Origin of the sequence: Stenotrophomonas sp. TEPEL, from assembly GCF_004348785.1 — a bacterium.
In the GTDB taxonomy this organism is placed as follows: Bacteria; Pseudomonadota; Gammaproteobacteria; order Xanthomonadales; family Xanthomonadaceae; genus Stenotrophomonas; species Stenotrophomonas indicatrix.
The window spans coordinates 3,550,336-3,568,842 of record NZ_QQXJ01000001.1 but is presented as its reverse complement, the minus strand read 5'-3'; the positions used below and the strand labels follow the sequence as shown (position 1 = coordinate 3,568,842).

Annotated in this window: 11 protein-coding genes and 1 other RNA gene; 8 read left to right on the top strand and 4 right to left on the bottom strand. The window is 67.6% G+C overall.

The genetic code is table 11. The annotated features are described in order from the left end of the window. Positions 1-26 precede the first annotated feature (26 nt). From TEP_RS16400 to TEP_RS16375, 6 genes are all read left to right on the top strand, one after another. Complete coding sequence (locus tag TEP_RS16400; protein ID WP_240790761.1) at positions 27-2,477, top strand: fimbria/pilus outer membrane usher protein; 2,451 nt, start codon at positions 27-29, stop codon at positions 2,475-2,477. Positions 2,478-2,511: 34 nt separating this feature from the next. Then, positions 2,512-3,021, top strand: a complete 510-nt coding sequence (locus tag TEP_RS16395) for a fimbrial protein (RefSeq protein WP_132825964.1) — start codon at positions 2,512-2,514, stop codon at positions 3,019-3,021. Between the two features lie 37 nt (positions 3,022-3,058). Beyond that, complete coding sequence (locus TEP_RS19970) at positions 3,059-4,051, top strand: fimbrial protein (protein WP_240790718.1); 993 nt, start codon at positions 3,059-3,061, stop codon at positions 4,049-4,051. Positions 4,052-4,220: 169 nt separating this feature from the next. Continuing rightward, entirely contained in the window at positions 4,221-7,484 is a 3,264-nt protein-coding gene (locus TEP_RS16385; protein ID WP_132825963.1) for an autotransporter outer membrane beta-barrel domain-containing protein, read from the top strand. 147 nt (positions 7,485-7,631) lie between these two features. Then, on the top strand, positions 7,632-10,565 hold the full coding sequence (locus TEP_RS16380; protein WP_132825962.1) for an autotransporter outer membrane beta-barrel domain-containing protein: 2,934 nt from the start codon (positions 7,632-7,634) through the stop codon (positions 10,563-10,565). Between the two features lie 154 nt (positions 10,566-10,719). Beyond that, a complete protein-coding gene (locus tag TEP_RS16375) occupies positions 10,720-12,738 on the top strand; it encodes an acyltransferase family protein (RefSeq protein ID WP_132825961.1) in 2,019 nt (672 codons plus the stop codon). A gap of 101 nt (positions 12,739-12,839) precedes the next feature. On the opposite strand, the gene TEP_RS16370 is transcribed toward TEP_RS16375, so the two are convergent. The 4 genes from TEP_RS16370 to TEP_RS16355 all read right to left on the bottom strand — a co-directional run bounded on the left by TEP_RS16370 (position 12,840) and on the right by TEP_RS16355 (position 17,055). After that, positions 12,840-14,225 carry an FAD-linked oxidase C-terminal domain-containing protein gene (locus TEP_RS16370; protein WP_132825960.1) on the bottom strand — a complete coding sequence of 462 codons (1,386 nt, stop codon included), beginning with the start codon at positions 14,223-14,225 and terminating at the stop codon, positions 12,840-12,842. After that, a complete protein-coding gene (locus TEP_RS16365) occupies positions 14,222-14,866 on the bottom strand; it encodes a metal-dependent hydrolase (protein WP_132825959.1) in 645 nt (214 codons plus the stop codon). The genes TEP_RS16370 and TEP_RS16365 overlap by 4 nt, the downstream gene beginning before the upstream one ends. Before the next feature lie 109 nt (positions 14,867-14,975). Next, positions 14,976-15,344, bottom strand: a complete 369-nt coding sequence (locus TEP_RS16360; RefSeq protein WP_206140232.1) for a YraN family protein — start codon at positions 15,342-15,344, stop codon at positions 14,976-14,978. Continuing rightward, complete coding sequence (locus TEP_RS16355) at positions 15,334-17,055, bottom strand: penicillin-binding protein activator (protein ID WP_132825957.1); 1,722 nt, start codon at positions 17,053-17,055, stop codon at positions 15,334-15,336. The genes TEP_RS16360 and TEP_RS16355 overlap by 11 nt, the downstream gene beginning before the upstream one ends. An 81-nt stretch (positions 17,056-17,136) precedes the next feature. On the opposite strand from TEP_RS16355, the gene rsmI reads away from it, so the two are divergent. Together rsmI and rnpB are read left to right on the top strand one after the other, a co-directional pair. Beyond that, positions 17,137-17,955: a 16S rRNA (cytidine(1402)-2'-O)-methyltransferase gene (rsmI, locus tag TEP_RS16350; protein ID WP_132825956.1), complete on the top strand. Its 819-nt coding sequence runs from the start codon at positions 17,137-17,139 to the stop codon at positions 17,953-17,955. A 114-nt stretch (positions 17,956-18,069) separates the two neighbouring features. Continuing rightward, positions 18,070-18,421, top strand: an RNA gene (gene rnpB / locus TEP_RS16345) — RNase P RNA component class A. Positions 18,422-18,507 lie beyond the last annotated feature (86 nt).

The following is an 18,507-nucleotide window of genomic DNA, read 5'->3' as shown; positions in this document are numbered from 1 at the left end:
CCATTGCTGCGGCGCTGTCGTTGGCCATGCTCAATCCTGTGCACGCCAGCGACACCGAACATCTGGAGTTCAGCGCGGGCTTCCTGATTGGCGGCAAGTCGATCGACCTGCAGCGCTATGTGCAGGGCAACCCGATGGAGCCGGGCGTGTACCCGCTGGACGTGGTGGTCAACGGCCAGTTCCTCGACAAGCGCGACATCACCTTCGTGGCAGCTCCCTCAGCGCACGGGGCCACTGCGTGCCTGCCTGCCGGCCTGGTACGCCAGCTGGCCCTGAAAGATGCCTACATGGAAGCGCTGGATGGGGACGATGCCAGCTGCGTGGCGCTGCCCACCCTGGTGGAAGGCGCGACCGTGGAGTTCGACAGTGGCAGCCTGCAACTGCTGGTCAACATCCCGCAGGCCGCACAAGCACGCAATGCGCGTGGCTATGTGGCGCCGGACCAGCGTGACCACGGCATCACGGCCGCCTTCTTCGACTACAACGTCAACCACAACCGTTCGCAGGGGCACAACAGCACCTATCTGGGTCTCAACACCGGTCTCAACCTGGGCGCCTGGCGTCTGCGCCATCGTTCGTCCTTCAGCCAGACCAGCTACGGCTCGCGCCACGACGTCATCAGCAGCACGCTGCAGCGCGATCTTCCGGCATGGAACGCCCAGCTGCTGCTGGGGCAGGGCAATACCGGTGGCGAACTGTTCGAGTCGCTGTCGTTCACCGGCGTGCGCGTGGCCAGTGACGAACGCATGCTGCCGGACTCGCTGCGCGGCTTCGCGCCGGTGGTGCAGGGCATCGCCGAAGGCAATGCGGTGGTGACCATCCGCCAGAACGGCAACGTCATCCATGAAGTCAGTGTGGCGCCCGGTCCGTTCTCCATCGAAGACCTGTATCCCACCAACTTCGGCGGCGACCTCGATGTCACCGTCACCGAAGCTGACGGCCGCCAGCAGAATTTCAAGGTCAACTTCTCCGCCGTGCCGCAGGCCTTGCGACCCGGTGCCAGCCGCTTCAGTGCCACCGCTGGCGAGCTGCGCGATGCCCGTGGCGTGCGCGAATCGCTGCGCTTTGCCGAGGGCACGTATGCGCGTGGCATCAGCAACCACTTCACCGCCCTGGGCGGCATGCAGGTGGCAGAGGATTTCCAGTCCGCACTGTTCGGCGGGGCCATCAACACGCCGCTGGGCGCGTTCGGTGCCGACGTCACCCACTCGCGCGCGCGCCTGGCCAATGGCGAGCAGATCACCGGCAACAGCTTCCGGCTGAACTACCAGCGCTACGTTGCCAGCACCGGCACCAACTTCGGCCTGGCCGCGCTCCGCTACAGCACCCGCGGCTATCTTTCGCTCAATGACTTCGCGCAGGCGCGCGCGGATGATTGGGGCTACAGCAGCCGCGCCCGCCAGCGCTTCCAGGTGAATTTCTCCCAGCGCATCGGTGAGCGCAGCACGCTGTCGCTGAGTGGCGGCCACGTCCGCTACTGGGATGGCGCTGCGCCGCAGAACGACCTGCAGCTGCGCTTCCAGAGCAGCATCGGCCGTGCCAACTACAGCCTGTCGGCGGTGCGCTACCGGCAGGGCGATGGCCGCCAGGACACCCGCTACTCGGCCACCCTCAGCATTCCGCTGGGCAAGGCGCCCAGTGCGCCGCGCCTGAGCGCGCAGCTGGCGCAGTCGGCACGCGGCGAACAAGGCCAGCTTGGCCTGAACGGCACGCTGGGCAAGGACCAGCAGCTGAGCTACAGCCTGGCTGCCAGTGACGCCAGTGATGGGGCGAGCAGCGCCAGCGCCTACGCGTCCTACCGCGGCGGGCATGGCACGGTCACCGCCGGCTACAGCCGCTCGGGTGACTACAACGCCTTCAATGCCAGTGCGGCTGGCAGCGTGGTGCTGCATCGCGATGGCATCAACTTCGGTGCGCCGGTGGGCGATGGCTTCGCCCTGGTCCAGGCCGACGGTGCGCAGGGTGCGCGCATCGGCTATGGCAACGAGGTGCGCATCGGCCGCAACGGCTACGCGCTGCTGCCGCATGTCAGCCCCTACCGCTGGAACCAGATCGAGCTGGATCCGTCCGGCCTGTCGATGGACGTGGAGCTGCTGCAGACCTCGCAGCGGGTGGCACCGACCGCAGGCAGCATCGTGCGCGTGGCCTTCAACGCCACGCGCGAGCGCACGTTGTTCATCGATGCCACCGATGCGCTGGGCCAACCGTTGCCGTTTGCCGCGCGCATCGAAGATGAGACGGGCCGCAGCTACGGCGCGGTGGGCCAGGGCGGTGTGATCCAGCTGCGCGGCGCGCCCGAACAGGGGCAGTTGATCGTCGACCCCGATGGCCCGCAGCGCTGCCGCCTGGAGTACACCACGCCCGCTGCACCGGATGCCTACGGGCTGTCCTGGAGCCAAGCGGTGTGCACGCCCTTGCCGCCGCCCAGCCCCGGCTTGCAGGCCGCCTTGACTGCGGTCGATGCCACCTCGCTCTGAATTCTTTCCCTAACGTCACTCGCAGGAGTTTTCCATGAAGCTGTTCAACCGCATTGCCCTTTCCACCGCTCTGCTGGCCGCCGCGCCGGTAGCCTTGGCCGACAGCGCCACCCTCACCATCACCGGCCGGGTGCTGCCCGGCACCTGCACGCTCACCGCCGCGCCGATCGACCTGGACCCGGTGAAGGCCAGTGACCTCACCCCCGGCGCGGACAGCCAGATCAAGGCCGGTGCGCTGGAGTTCAACGGCTGCGTGGGCGTGAGCAAGGCCGTGCTGTCCTTCGCCGGCACGGCCGCCGATGGCGATGCCGAGCGCTGGAAGAACACCGCCACCACCAACCCGGCCAGCGGTGTGTCGATCTCGCTGCTGGCCGGTACCACCGGCACCACCTACCTGAAGGATGGCGACACCGGCATCGATGTGCCGGTGACCGGCGCCACCGCGCGTTATGACCTGCGCGCGGCGTACTACGTGCCCACCGGTGCGGCGCTGAGCGCCGGTGACGTGTCCACCGAGATCGTGGTTACCGCTGACTACGAGTGAGCCGTTTCAGGCTCGAACGTGACCCCCGGAGACAGATATGAACGCCAACACCTCCCTTGCAACGCCTGCCATCCACGACCCCGTCCGCAGGCTGCTGGCGACTTCGCTGCTGGGGTTGCTGTTCTGCGCAGGCAGTGCAGCTGCCTGTGTCGAGTACGGCATCAACCGCGACCTGGTACTGGACAAGATGTATGACACCTATCCGGAAACGGATAGGGCGCAGTTTGACAAAAAGATGGCCTCGCGTTCCTTCATGGGCTGTCCGGAAAAACGGGATGTGCCGGTCTTCATGACGCTGGACATGCCGGGCCTCACCTATGAAGGCGAGGTCACTTACAAGGGGCAGACCTATCCTGCATATGCGGCGGCACCCGACGCCCCACTGGTGATGTTCTACCATCACGTCGCCCATTCTGAAGACGGTCCGCTACGTAACGGCCAGGAGGTGCCCGGACTATTCGAGATGGGCGGGGGGGCGACTGAAGCGGCGATCCAGTACTGGGCAGTAGTCTTTTCCCGTGGGGGCCGAATGAGAACGCCCCCGCCCATGGTAGGCACGATCACCATGCGGGCGCCGTCGCTACCCTCGATTGATACCCAGACGGTCGTGCAGTTGGATCTGAAGTTCCCCGCCGCGACCTGCCCACTGCAGGACAAGGCCGAAACCCTGCAGGACGTGCAGACGGCAGAGCTGTCCGTGCCCGGTTCCACTGCCAAGGAAAAGCTGGTCGCAATCCGCATGGACTGCGGTGCCGAGGCGCCGCGTGCGCGGATGACACTGAGTGACGCCGGCGATGCCAGCAACACCGGCAGCCAGCTGACCCCCACCGCCGACTCCGATGCCGAGGGCGTGCGCGTGCAGTTGCTGCGCGGTGGTGCCGAAGTGCAGTTCGGCCAGACCTGGGACTTCGACCCGGGCGCGGGCGGCGTGCACGATCACCAGTTCACCGCGCGCTACATCCGCACCAACGATGCGCTGGTACCCGGCACCATCAAGGGCGAGGCCGTGCTGAACGTTGATTACTGGTAGGGCCCTGATGAAGGTGCACAATGCACACGGCGCCGCCTTTTCGCGACCTTCACGTTCATATCACGCAGGACGAACGAAGGTCGCGCAGCCCCGTCTGGCAAAGGCGCGGGATCACGTAGCAGTGCAGTGGCAACCCCTGACATTCCGAGCTTCCTTCGTGGAGACCGCCATGCAGACGCTTCGACTCCGCCCCCATCTGCTTGCTCTGGCAGTGGCCAGCGTAGCAGCCGCCCCCATCGCCCTGGCCCAGCAGGTCGTGGCCAATGGCACGCAGGAGACCCCTCCTGCGGGGACCTACCAGACCACCGCAGGACATGCCTTCCATGCGCTCAACGGCGGCAGCATCACGCCACTGGGCCCGGTAACCCTGGCGACCACAGGCGACGGCGATGCCGGTGCCAGAGCGGAAGGTCCGGGTAGCCAGATCACACTCGATGGCGCGGACATCACGACAGCAGGGGCGAACGCGGCGGGGCTGTCGGTGGATGGTTACCAGATGGTGGCCAACAATGCCCGCGTGGAAACCACGGGAACGGGAAGCCATGGCGCGCAGGTAGAGAACGGCCTGATGACCCTGGCCAGCAGCGATATCCTCGCCCGTGGCAACGGTGCGCATGGCCTGTTCGCCGTCGGCGTCAGCGAGATCTACTTCTCGGATGGGCAGGTGGCGGTGGAAGGGGCCAACGCCAACGCGATACGGTCCACCGGCTCGGGTGGCTTTGCATCGCTGGTCTATGTGGAGCGCGCCACCTTGATCAGTCGCGCTGCGGGTACCACGGTGGTGCTGGCCGACCAAGGCGGCATAGTGAACCTGAGCGACACCCGGGTGGTCCATGAAACGCCAGGACTCGGCGTGGGCCTGGGCGTGGTGGCACAGGTGGGCTCGCAGGTGGCCATGGTCAATGTCGATATCGAGATGCAGAACGACAACGCGATGGGTCTTAGTGGTGGCGGGTTGTTGCGCATGCGCGGCGGCAGCATCACGGCATTGGGGGCCGGCAGCCGCGCGGCCGACCTGACTGCTGGCCAGACCACGCTGACCGACGTGCGGATGGAGGCCGACAGCGGCATCATCCTGCGCGAGAACGCGCGGCTGACCCTTACCGGTGGCAGCGTCACTTCCGAGCAGGTTGCGCTGGATGTGAATGGCATGAGCAATACGGCAACGGTCGAGGGAACCCGCTTCCTCAGCCATCAGCAGGCAGCGGTACGCGTTTACCACGAATCCACGTTGTCGATGCAGGACAGTACGGTGAGCACCGAGGCTGACAGCGCGGTGGGCATGGACCTGCGCGCGGGCACCACGACCCTGGACAACGTACAGATCGACACGCAGGGCGCCAGTAGCCACGGTCTGTACGCCGATGTGCGCATCAGCGGCTTCAGGCCCAGCGTCACCGCCAGTGCAATGTCCATCACCACCGACGGCGACGGTGCTGCGGGTGTGATGGTGCGCGGCGGCGCCGGGGTGGACATCGCCGGCAGCCAGGTACTCACCCGCGGCGCGCAGGCAACCGGTGTGGTGTCGCGTGGTTCGGGCCGGCTGACGCTGGCCGATACCGATGTGCGTACCGAAGGCGCCGATGCCTGGGCGGCATTGATCGAAGACAACGGCCGGTTGACCATCAATGGCGGCTCACTGGTCAGTGCGCAGGGCGGTGGCCTGTGGTTGCGCAGCAGTCGCGACAGTGAGCTGGTGCTGGCCAATGGCGCACAACTGACCGGTGGCAACGGAACCGCGTTGGCACTGGATGCCGCAGTCGCCGGCCGCTTCGATGTACGGCTGGAAGACGGTGCGCAGATGAACGGCGATGTGGTGATCCACCCCGACGACGTCGCCGCCGGCTTGGTGCCGCAGTCGGAGGTGCATGTTGCCCTGGATGCCGCCTCGCTGTGGAGCGGCGGTACCGTGCTGGCGCAGAACGTCAGCCTCGCAGGCGGCAGCCAATGGACGCTGCAGGGTACATCGGAGGTCGGCGCGCTGACGCTGGACGACAGTACGCTGGTATTGGGCAGCGATGCCCGTGGTGGCGTGGGCACGCTCACGGTCACGGGCGATCTGACCACCACCGGTGCGCGCCTGATGTTCCGCGGCGCTCTGGCCGACGATGCCTCTGAGCTGGGCCACCTGCATGTGCTGGGCGATACCGGCGGCGATGCCAGCATCAGCGTGGAAAACCTGGGTGGCCGCGGCGCGCAGACGGTCGATGGTATCGAACTGATCCAGGTGGATGGTGCGTCGCTGGGCGCCTATACACTGTCCGGCCGCGCGGTGGCCGGGCTGTATGAGTATCTGCTGCACAAGGGCGGTGTTGCCGGAGGTGAGGGCAATTGGTACCTGCGCTCGGCAGCGTACGATCCGTGTGAAGCAGATCCCGATGGCCCGGGATGTACACCCGTGATTCCGGACCCGTGTGAGGTGGACCCGACGGGGCCGGGCTGCACGCCGGTGATTCCCGATCCGTGCGACGTCGATCCCGAAGCCGCCGGATGCACCCCGGTCATCCCCGAACCGATACTGCGCCCGGAACCTGGCGCGTACCTGGCAAACCAGGTTGCGGCGGTAAACATGTTCCAGCACCGCCTGCACGACCGCGTGGGCGAGCCGTCGTTTGCAAAAGGGCGCGGTGCATGGGCGCGCGTCAGTCAGCAGCAGCCGCAGTTCACTACGCTGGGCCAGCAGTTGTCGGTGCGTGGCAGCAGTGCGGTGGTGCAGATCGGCAGCGACCTGTTCCAGCGGGAAGGATTGGCGCTGGGCGTAATGCTGGGGAGCGGCCGCAGCAGCAGCGCGGTGACATCGGACCTGACCGCGTACAGCGCCCGCGGGCGTGTGCGTGGCGCGGCGGCAGGTGTATACGGAACCTGGTTGCAGGACCCATCGCAGGGCCTTGGGCTGTATGTGGATGCCAGTGTGCAGTACGCACGCTTCGACAACCGTGTGCAGGGCGATGGTCTGGCCCGTGAGTCCTATGATTCGCGTGCGGGCATCGGTTCGCTGGAGGGCGGCTACACGATCAACGTGTGGCAGGGCGTGTCCGCGAATCTGTACCTGCAGCCGCAGTTGCAGCTGTCCTACGTGGATTACCGTGCCAATCGGCATGTGGAGAGCAACGGTACCGTAGTGGACAACGATGATGCCGGCGGCCTGAGTGGGCGTGTGGGCCTGCGTGTGTTCGGCCGTGGCACCGGGGAGGGCAACGTGGTGCAGCCGTTCCTGGGCGTGAATTGGTTGCGGGGCAGCCGCACCAGCAGCCTGGATTTCGACGGCGATACCCTGGCTGCCGAAGTGCCGCGCAACCGCTATGAAGTGCAGGCAGGTGCCGAGTTGAAGCTGGGCATCCGCTGGGGCGCGTGGGCGGGGGTGACCGTGCAGCGGGGTGAGCAGGACTATCGCAACGTGGGTGGCCAACTGGGCGTGCGCATGGCCTGGTAGTGGGCTGCGCCGGGGGCGTACCGCGGGACCATGTCCCGCTGGGTCACATGGGCGTGGTGATGTCACAGCCGACATTGCAACGTTTTGGATGGTGGGTCGGTGGCGCGGCGCCCACCATGCCGGTCTCGACAAACGGAGACATCCACCATGCGCCCCCATCATACCCGCTACTCGTCGCTGGCCTTGGCGTTCGCCACCGGACTCGCGGCAGGTATTCCCGTCCACGCGCACGCACAACAGATCATCGCCGACGGTGATGAGCAGACCCCGGCCGCTGGCGACTACAGCGTCACCGGCGTGGGCAATCATGCCTTCCATGCGCTCAACGGCGGCAGCATCGTGCCGCTGGGTGCGGTCAACGTGAGTGCCAGCGGCGATGGCGCATCCGCCGCCCGTGCCGAAGGTGCCGGCAGCCGTATCGAACTGAACGGCTCGACCCTGGTCACCACCGGCTTTGGTGCCACCACGGCGCTGGCGACGACCGGCGCTGAACTGCATCTGACGGCGACCGACGTCATCAACAAGGGCACTGGCATGGGCGTTGTGGCACATACCGGCAGCCAGGCCACGCTGCAGGATGTGAACATCCGCATGGAAGGTGTGTCGTCGGTCGGCCTTGCCGGTGGCGGCGACATCACGATGACCGGTGGCTCGATCTCGGCCATGGGGCTGGGCAGCCGCGCGGTGTCGGCCACCGGGGCGAACATGGTGTTGTCCGATGTGGCGATCGAAGGTGAATCGGGTATCTGGCTGCAGGACAACAACCAGCTTGAGCTTGCAGGAAGCACGGTGAGTGCCAGCGGCATCGCGCTGGACATCAATGGTCGCGGCAACACGGTCACCGTGGCCGACTCCACACTGCACAGCACCGGTAACGGGGTTGGAACCGTGGTCATGTTTGCCGATTCGACACTGGCGATGTCAGGCAGTGCGATCATCAGCGAGGGAGATCGTGCGGTCGGCATCGATGTGCGAGCCGGCACCGCGGACCTGGAACGCGTGGATGTGACCACGTCCGGCGAGAGCAGTCATGGGCTGTATGCCGACTTCACCGCCTTCGGCGCGAGGGCGACCATCAACGCACGCGCTGCCCAGGTCCACACCTCTGGTACCGGTGCGATTGGCGCGGTGGCGCGCCAGGGCGGCAGCCTCCACCTGCAGGATAGTGTCATCCTCACGGAGGGACGGCAGGCGCACGGCGTACTGACCGGTGGCGGCGGTGGCATGACCTTGGCCAACACGCATGTTCGCACTGAAGGCGAGGGCGCATGGGCCGCGGTGATCAACGACAGCGGCAGCCTGGGCATCGACGGTGGTTCGCTGGCAAGCGCGCAGCATGGCGGCGTGTGGGTGCGCAGCAGCCGTGATGCGGGTCTGACCCTGTCCAACGGCGCGCTGGTATCGGGCGGCAACGGCATCGGCCTTGCACTGGACGCGGCGGTAGCAGGGCGCTTCGACGTGGTGCTCGAGGGAGGCTCGCAGATGGTCGGCGACATCGTCATCACGCCCGAGGACGAGGACGCCGGCCTGGTGCCACAGTCCGACGTACATGTGCGCCTGACGGACGGGTCGCTGTGGCAGGGTTCGTCGGATCTGGTGCAGACGATGGCGATCGAAAGCGGCAGCCAGTGGGCGCTGACCAGCGACGCCACGGTAGGTGAACTGCAGGTGCTCAACAGTGGCGTGGCGTTATCCGATGGCAGTGGTCGATTCAACACGCTCACCGTGGACGGCGATCTGCACAGCGAGGACGCCACGTTCCTGTTCCAGGGGGCGTTGGGCGGTGACGACAGCGCCTTTGATCGCCTGCATGTTCGTGGCGATACCTCGGGAGATGCGAGGATCGCGGTGAAGAACATGGGGGGTGTCGGCGCTCAGACGACCGACGGCATCCAGCTGATCGAAGTGGACGGTGCATCGCTGGCGCGCTACGCGCTGGCCGGCCGTGCGGTGGGCGGTTCGTACGAGTACTTCCTGTTCCAGGGCGGCCTGGCCGATCCATCGGATGGCAACTGGTACCTGCGTTCGCAGTGGTTCGATGTGTGCGAGGACGATCCGGCTGCGCCGGGCTGCGCGGTCGATCCTGGCCCGGGGCCGGGCCCTGACCCGGGTGAAGGCGGCGAAGAAGGCGAAGGTGGCGACACCCCGGTGATTCCGCCGCCGGTGCTGCGTCCGGAGGCAGGTGCCTACCTTGCCAATCAGTCGGCCGCCATCAACATGTTTGCCCACCGTCTGAATGATCGTATCGGTGCGGTGTCGCTGGAGGACGGGTACGCTGCATGGGCGCGCGTGGACCGCCAACAGGCGGATTTCAGCGCGGTCGGCGGTCAGCTGTCGGTGGATGGCAGTACGTCGGTACTGCAGATTGGCAGCGACCTGCTGCGCCGGGGTAACGCGGCCTTTGGCGTGATGCTGGGCAGCGGTCGTGCCGACAGCAGTGTGGTGTCCGGGCTGACCGGTTACAGCGCCAAGGGTCGCGTGCGCGGTAACGCGATAGGTCTGTACGGCACCTGGGTACAGGAGGCTGACGGCACGCAGGGTGCTTACATTGATACAACCCTGCAGTACGGCCGTTTCGACAACCGCGTGCAGGGCATCGGCCTCGAGCCGGAGCACTACGATTCGCGGATGGCCAGTGCCTCGCTGGAGACCGGCTACACCTTCAATGTGTGGCAGGGCGCCGCCAGTGCGCTGTATGTGCAGCCGCAGTTGCAGCTGATGTATGCAGACTACCGCGCGGCTCGTCACGTGGAGACCAATGGTACGGTTATCGACCATGCCGAGGCCGGTGGTCTGAGCGGGCGTTTGGGCGCGCGCGTGTTCGGCCATGGCACCGCAGCCGGCAACATCGTGCAGCCGTACCTGGGCGTCAACTGGCTGCGCGGCAGCGGTACCAGCACGTTGCAGTTCAACGGTGACACGCTGGGCGCGGATGTTCCGCGCAACCGCTACGAAGTGCAGGCCGGTGCCGAGCTGAAGCTGGGCCAGCGCTGGAACGCATGGGGCGGCGTGAGCGTGCAGCGCGGTGATTACGGCTACCGCAACGTGGGCGGCCAGGTGGGCCTGCGCATGGCCTGGTAAACAGCGACACCGGGGTCGGATCCCATTGCATGGCAATGGGCTCTGACCCCAGGCGACCTTGCTGCAGAACCGCCGAGCATGGCTCGGCTCTATCATCGTGCTGAGTTGGGATCGGACATGAACGATGTCCACGTCTGTCGCGATTGTCCATTGAATGACTGCGCCAGCGCTGGCCATGCTGCCCGATCGCTCGCTGACGGTCGCCCGCATGCTTCACCCCGAACGCTCCCACAACGCTGCCATCGATGGCCTGCGTGCCCTGGCCGTGCTGGCCGTCATCGTCTTCCATGCGAACGCGGCATGGCTGCCCGGTGGTTTCACCGGCGTGGACCTGTTCTTCGTGGTCTCCGGCTTCGTGATCAGCCAATCGCTGGCTGTGCGTGCAGGCATGCCGCTGGGCGCGCTGCTGCTCGATTTCTACCGGCGCCGCGTGCTGCGCCTCTTGCCGGCGCTGCTGGTGATGCTGATGGCCACCTTCGTGCTGTCAGCGCTGTTCATCCCCCGCGCCTGGCGCAACGAGCAGTTCGACCAGACCGGCTGGGCGGCGCTGGTAGGTTTCAGCAACGTGGTACTGGCCGGCCAGCAGGATGACTACTTCTCGCCCGGCGCGGAACTCAATCCGTTCCTGCACACCTGGACACTGGGCGTGGAAGAGCAGTTCTACCTGGTGTTCCCGCTGCTGTTCTTCGTCTGGTTGCGCGGCCGCGACCGCTGGCCGTGGTCGCGTGTGCTGTTGCCGGGGGCCGCCTTGCTGTCGCTGGCATGGGCGGGCTGGCAGGCGCAGGCGGCACCGGCGGCGGCGTTCTATCTGCTGCCGTCGCGGTTCTGGGAACTGGCGGCCGGTGCACTGTTGTACCAGTGGATGAGCACGCGCGGTCCCGGCAAGCGCGGGGACGCGCTCGCATTGCCCGGCCTGGCGATGCTGCTGGCGGGCGTACTTGTCGCGCCGCAACTGGCGATGCCGGTGCCGGGTGTGCTGGCCACGGTGGTCGGTACCCTGCTGCTGCTGGCGGCGGTAGCGGGGCATGGCCAATCGCGGGTCGGCCGCGCCTTGGGCTGGGCACCGCTGTCGTACCTGGGGCGCCTGTCGTATTCGCTGTACCTGTGGCATTGGCCACTGCTGGTGCTGCTGCGCTGGACCTACGGGCTGCAGGGCGCTGCGCTGTGGCTGTATCCGGTCCTGCTGCTGGCTGTGTCGGCCGCGTCCTACCATTGCGTTGAACGTCCGCTGCGCAGCGCGCTGCCGCTGTTGCGGCTGGCGCCGGCGAAGGTGCTGGCGATGGCGCTGCCGGTGGTGGCGCTGTGCGGCGCCGGCGCCTGGGCGACGGTGGAGTACCACGAGCAGATCTCGCTCAGCGTTACCCGTGATGGCTACGCATGGCAGGCGCGTCGCTACCCGGCGTGGCGACCGCTGGAACCGGTGAGCGCACCCGCGCTTGAAGGGCGACGCCTGTTTGTTGTGGGCGACTCGCATGCGGCGGCCTACCGCACGATGACCAGCATGGTCGCGCGGCAGACCGGGATGGAGATCCGCCAAGAGGATCGCGGCGGCTGCAGCTTCGTCAATCTGCTGCGGGCCAGCCCGGCCGACTGCCAGGACTTCATCGAGGACAGCCTGTCGGCCATCGAACGCGACGCGCGCCCGGGTGACATCGTGTTGCTGGCGGCACTGCGCATGCCGGAGCTGCGAGGGTTCGATTGGCAGCAACAGGACGCACAGCAGATCTATCGGCAGTTGCTGGCCGAACGCACGCCCGCGCATGCGCAGGCGGCGCATGATGAAGCCGAGCGTGTGCTGGGCCGCCTGCAGCGGTTGGGCGTGCACGTGGTCATCGATGGGCCGCTGCCGCTGTTCAAGGCAGGGGCCTACCGCTGCTCGGACTGGTTCAACCGTGGCAATCCGGCGTGCGCCGGTGGCCTGAGCATGTCGCGCGCGGATCTGCAGCGGCTGCGTGCGCCGCAGATGGCACTACTGGCCGAACTGGCCGCGCGCTACCCGTCACTGACCGTGTGGGATCCGCTGCCGCTGCTGTGCGGGCCGGATACCTGCTCGGCCGTGCAGGACGGTGAACCGCTGTTCTTCGATAACGATCACCTGAGCGGCCATGGCAATCGCGTGCTGTTGCCCAGCTTCCGGCAGACGCTGATCGATGTTGCGGGCGACAGGCCGTAGAGCCGAGCCCACGCTCGGCTTGCCGCGCGCAGCGCGGCCTTCATCGCGATCTGGTCGAAGAACAGCCGAGCATGGCTCGGCTCTACAGGTAGATCCGCGGTCTATGCCGGCGGCAGCACCTTGCCCGGGTTGAGGATGCCATCCGGGTCCAGCGCGGCCTTGATCGCGCGCATCGCCGCCAGCGTTTCCGCGGTGAACGCCTTCGCCATGAAATCACGCTTGGCCAGGCCGATGCCGTGCTCTCCCGACAGCGTGCCCCCCAGCGCCAGCGTCAGTTCGAAGATCTTCGGCAGCGCGGCATGCGCGCGTGCGTTCTCGTCGGCATCGTCCGGGTGGTACAGGATGTTGACGTGCAGGTTGCCGTTGCCGGCATGGCCGAAGGTGACGATGGTCAGCGAGTAGTCGCGGGCCAGTACCTGCACGCCGGCCACCAGATCGGGGATGCGCGACACCGGTACCACCACGTCTTCGTTGATCTTGCCCGGGGCAACGCTGCGCAGCGCGGGTGATAAGGCCTTGCGTGCGGCCCACAGCTGGTCGCGCGCGCGGCCTTCCATTGCCACGTCCAGTGCGATCATGCCGTCACCTTCGGCGGCGGTCGCCAATGCCTGCAGCAGGTAGGGCAGGGTGTCATGGTCGCCATCGGCCTCCACCAGCAGCATCGCGCCAGCGTCGGGTACATCGGCACCGTTGAGGCGCAGCAGCTCCAGGCTGCGTGCGTCCATGAATTCCAAGCGCGTGGGAACGACCGGCTGCGACATCAGCCGCGACACGGCAGCGGCGGCCGCGTCGGCATCGCGGTACAGCACACGCAGCCCGGCCTGGCTGACCGGCAGCGGGGTCAGCTTCAGCGTTGCCTCGACGATCAGCGCCAGCGTGCCTTCGCTGCCCACCAGAAGATGAGTCAGGTCGTAGCCGGTGGCGTCCTTGGTGTAGGCGCCGCCACAGCGGATCACTTCACCGGCACCGGTCACCGCCACCAGGCCCAGTACGTTGTCGCGGCTGGTGCCGTACTTCACCGCGCGCGGACCGCCGGCATTGCAGGCCAGGTTGCCGCCGATGCTGCAGATCTCCGCGCTGGACGGGTCCGGTGCCCAGAACAGGCCGTGCGGTGCCAGCGCCTGCTGCAGCGTCCCGTTGAGTACGCCCGGCTGTACCACCGCACAGCGGTCACCGGCGCGGATCTCGAGGATGCGATCCATGCGGGTGAACGACAGCACGATGCTGCCGGGCATCGGCACGGCGGCGCCGGTGGTGCCGGTGCCCGCACCGCGCGCGACCAGGGCCACGCCATGCGCGCGGCAGGCACGCACCAGCGCCTGCACCTGTTCGATGTCGGCCGGCAGTGCCACCGCAGCCGGGCGCTGGTGGCGCCACGAGTTGTCCTGCGCGTTCGCCTCCAGTGCGCCGTCATCCATGCGCCAGCCGTCGCTGCCCAGCAGGGCGGACAGTTCGGCAACCAGTGCAGCGGGTAGTGCGGTACTCATGACGGATCTCGTGGGGCAGCAGGGGCGGGCTGAATCAGTTTCCAAGCGATGACAGCGCCGGCCAGCGGCAGCCACACCCAGCGCAGTTCCGACAGCAGGGTGGCCAGGCCGCGCGCGCTGAAGAACTGCGGGGCAAACGGTGAAACGCGGATTGGCCGCCACGGTGCGAAGAAGCGGTGTTCGCTCCAGGGCCAGGCCAGCGCGACGCCAAGGCCGCCGGAGGTCAACGCATCCAGCAGCGGATGGCTGGCCGCGCAGACGAACACGAACACCGCCGCTTGTGCGGTCGATGCCAAGGTTGGCTTTGCCGTGGCAGGTGCCAACCTTGGTTGGCACAGCACCGCCAACCAAGGTTGGCGACTACAGGAGCCGAGAGGCGCCGACCACGGTCGGCGGCTAGCAAAGAACGCCAACACTGCCGCCAACACGGCCAGCACCAGGGCAAACAACAACGAATGGCTGGCGCCGCGATGGCCGAACGCATCGGCGTAGGGAATATGCAGGGCAAACGCGAGTACATCGGCGTCGGGCAGCATCGCCGCGATTACGCCGGCGCCCAGCAGGCGCGGCGGAATGCGGCCGCGATCAGCAGCGCACCACAACGCCAGTGGCACCGCCGCGTGGGTGATGATCGAAGGCATCAGTCACGCACCGTGGTAGTGCCGGCAAGCTGCGCTCTGGTAGGTGCCAACCTTGGTTGGCACAGAAGCGCCGACCAAGGTCGGCCTCTACCAGAGCAAACGGTAGCCATCAGCAATCATCCAATCGGAACGCATCACGAAGCCACCGCAGCTGCGGCGGCTCGCCCGTGGCGTCAACCACATCGAAGCGGCACGGCGCATTGGCCAGTGCCGGGTGGTCCTGCAGGTACAGCTGTGCCGCGTGGATCAGGCGCCGGCATTTGCGCGGATCGACCGAGGCCGCGCCGCCACCGAAGTCCTGCCGCGCGCGGTAGCGCACTTCCACGAATACCACGGTGCCGGCGTCATCCATCACCAGGTCCAGTTCACCGCCGCGATAGCGCACGTTGCGTGCACGCGGCCGCAACCCGGCCTGCTGCAGGTGCTGCTCGGCGGCGGCTTCCACCGCCGAGCCACGTTGCAGGTGCTCAGCGACCACCGGCGATCGGCATCGGCCGGCCACCGCTGAAGGTCGACCATGCCGGCTGGCGCAGGATGTTGCCGTTGCTGTCCAGGTACAGCGTGCCGGTGGCGCCGTCCAGGCCGCCTTCGGTGGCCAGCTTGTCCAGGTAGGCGCTGATCTTCCACGCATCGGCGCCGAAGGCGAACAGGCGGCTGGCGGCGCCGCGCGCGCTGGGCAGGGTCTGCGTGACCTGGGCAGCGGACGGCACGCCGGACACGCTGCGCACGTTCCAGGCTTCGTTCGGGTAGATGATGCCGTCCAGCGCCACGTCCTCTTCGACCTTGCCACTGCCGGTGGTCAGCTGCGAGGTACCCACGCGGGTGGCACCACCGGCACCGGCCAGCGCCAGCTGCGGGGCCAGCAGGCGGGCCTGCGGTGCACGTACGGCCAGGAACACGGCATCGACCGCGCCGGCGTTGCGCACCTGCGCGCTGACATCCCCCACCGTTTCGCTGACGGCGATGGTGGCGGCGACGCTGCCGCCGCGCTGGGCGAAGCGCTGGGCGAAGGCGGCTGCGGCGCGGCGGCCGGTGTCGTCGCTGCTGTTGATCACCAGCGCCTTGCTGCGCTCGCGGCCACGCATGTATTCGGCGGCGACGATGCCGTCGTCCTCCGGTGCCAGCGAGAAACCGGCGCTGCCGGCGGGCGGTGCATCCTTGCCGCGGTTCAGGCCGAGCACCGGCACCGGCAGCTGCTGGCGGCCGTATACCGCATCCACCTCGTCGCGGCCGAGCGGGCCGACCACGAAGTCGGCGCCGGAAGCGACGGCCTTGTCATACGCGGCCAGCGCACCGGCCGGGGTACCGGCGGTGTCGAAGAAGTTGACCTCCGGACGACGGCGGGTTTCACCGTAGTAGGCGCTGAGCAGGCCATCGCGCACCGGCTGTGCGGCGGTGGCCAGGCGGCCGCTGAGCGGCAGCAGCACGGCCAGCTTGGCCGGCGGGCGGTAGCCATCGCTCATCGCCGGCGGGCGCTTGCTGGTGTCGAACTGGGCGGCGCCATCGCGATCGAACGGGCGCGGCAGCGGCAGGCCACGGGCGATCAGTGCACGGCCTGCAAAGTTGTACAGCGGATCATTGGCCGGCAAGGCGGCGGCGCGGCTGCGCAGGGTGGCATCGTCGAGGGTGCCGAGCAGACCGGAGATGGCGGCCTGGTTCTCGCTGCGCGCGGTGCCGGCCAGGCCGGCATGCGCACGGGCGCGTTCGGTGGCGGCGCCGAAGGCGTCACCGGTGGCCTGCAGCGCGTTGGCACGGGCCAGGTACCAGCGCGTGCGCAGGCTCGGGTGCACGTTGTCGCCATGATCCTTCAGCTGGGCCAGTGCCTGCGCCGGCTGCTTGTCGGCCAGCGCCAGTTCGGCGCTGGCCAGCTGGTAACGCTGCAGGCTGGCGCCGGTCAGCTGGCGGGCGTTCACCTGCCCCAGCAGGCCGCGCGCGCGCGCGCTGTCGCCGGCCAGGTGCCAGGCCCAGGCCGCATCGGCCAGTGCGTTGCTGCGGGCACCGCCGCGCAGGGTCGCGGCCAGCGCTTCCAGTTGCAGGGCGGCGTCGCGCGGCTTGCCTTGTTCAATCAGCGCCAGCGCCTGGCTCTGGGCCGGCGATTCGGGCGTGCTGACGAGGCTGGTGGTGGCACAACCGGCCAGCAGCATCAACGACAGCGACAGGGCAGAGATGCGTGCGGCGGGCTTGTTCATGATCGGGTCCATGCGATGAGGGCAGCGGCCTTGGCCAGGTACACGCTAGGATTCTACCCTTGCCCCGTGAGTACCGCTGAAATGAGTGTCCCAACCCTGTATGTCGTCGCCACGCCGATCGGCAACCTGGCCGATCTGAGCCCGCGCGCGCAGGACGTATTGCGTTCGGTGGCGGCCATCTGCGCCGAGGACACCCGCCGCAGTGGCCAGCTGCTGTCGCATTTCGGCATCCAGCAGCCGCTGGTGGCCCTGCACGAACACAACGAAGAGGCGCTGGCCCAGCGCCTGGTGGCGCGGCTGCAGGCCGGCGAGTCGCTGGCGCTGGTCAGCGACGCCGGCACCCCGCTGGTCAGCGATCCGGGTTTCCGGCTGGTGCGTGCGGCACGTGCTGCCGGCATCAAGGTCAGCCCGGTTCCCGGTGCCTGCGCGGCCATCGCTGCGCTGAGCGTGGCCGGCCTGCCCAGCGACCGCTTCAGCTTCGAAGGTTTCCTGCCGGCCAAGGCCAGCGGCCGCCGCGACCGCCTGCAGGGGCTGGCCGGCGAAGCACGCACGATGGTGTTCTACGAATCCTCGCACCGCATCACCGAGTCGCTGGCCGACATGGCGGCCATCTTTGGTGGCGAGCGCCCGGCCGTGCTGGCGCGCGAACTGACCAAGCTGTTCGAGACCGTACTCGATGGCGACCTGGCCGGGCTGCTGGCGCAGGTGGAAGCCGACGACAACCAGCGCAAAGGCGAGTTCGTGGTGATGGTGCAGGGCGCTGGCGACGATGCCGAGGCGCAGCTGGCACATGGCCGGCACGTCTACGCCAAGCTGAGCGAGCACCTGCCACCGTCGACCGCGGCCAAGCTGGCGGCCGAGCTGACGGGCGCACCGCGCAAGGCGTTGTACGGCCGGTAGCGCCGGGCCATGCCCGGCGAGCGCGTAGCGGTATCGAACAGCTGCCGGGCATGGCCCGGCGCTACCGGAGCGCGGCGGGCAGGAACCTCCCATGTACGCTAGAATGCGCGCGGCGGAGTCGGCCAGACAGTCGCGTCATCCCTTCGGGGGTGCCGAGGAAAGTCCGGGCTCCATAGGGCAAGGTGCCAGGTAACGCCTGGGCGGCGCAAGCCGACGGAAAGTGCAACAGAAAGATACCGCCTACGTCTTCTTCGGAAGGCCGGTAAGGGTGAAATGGTGCGGTAAGAGCGCACCGCGAGTCTGGCAACAGACCGGTACGGCAAACCCCACCTGGAGCAAGACCAAATAGGGATCCATTGGCGCGGCCCGCGTTGGATCCGGGTAGGTTGCTTGAGCGTTGCGGCGACGCAGCGCCTAGAGGAATGACTGTCCACGACAGAACCCGGCTTATCGGCCGGCTCCGCCCCTTCATTCCATCCACATCCATCCACGCATGGCGTGGATCTACCAACCTCCATGCACGCAGGGTGTGGATCTACCCCATCCACGCAT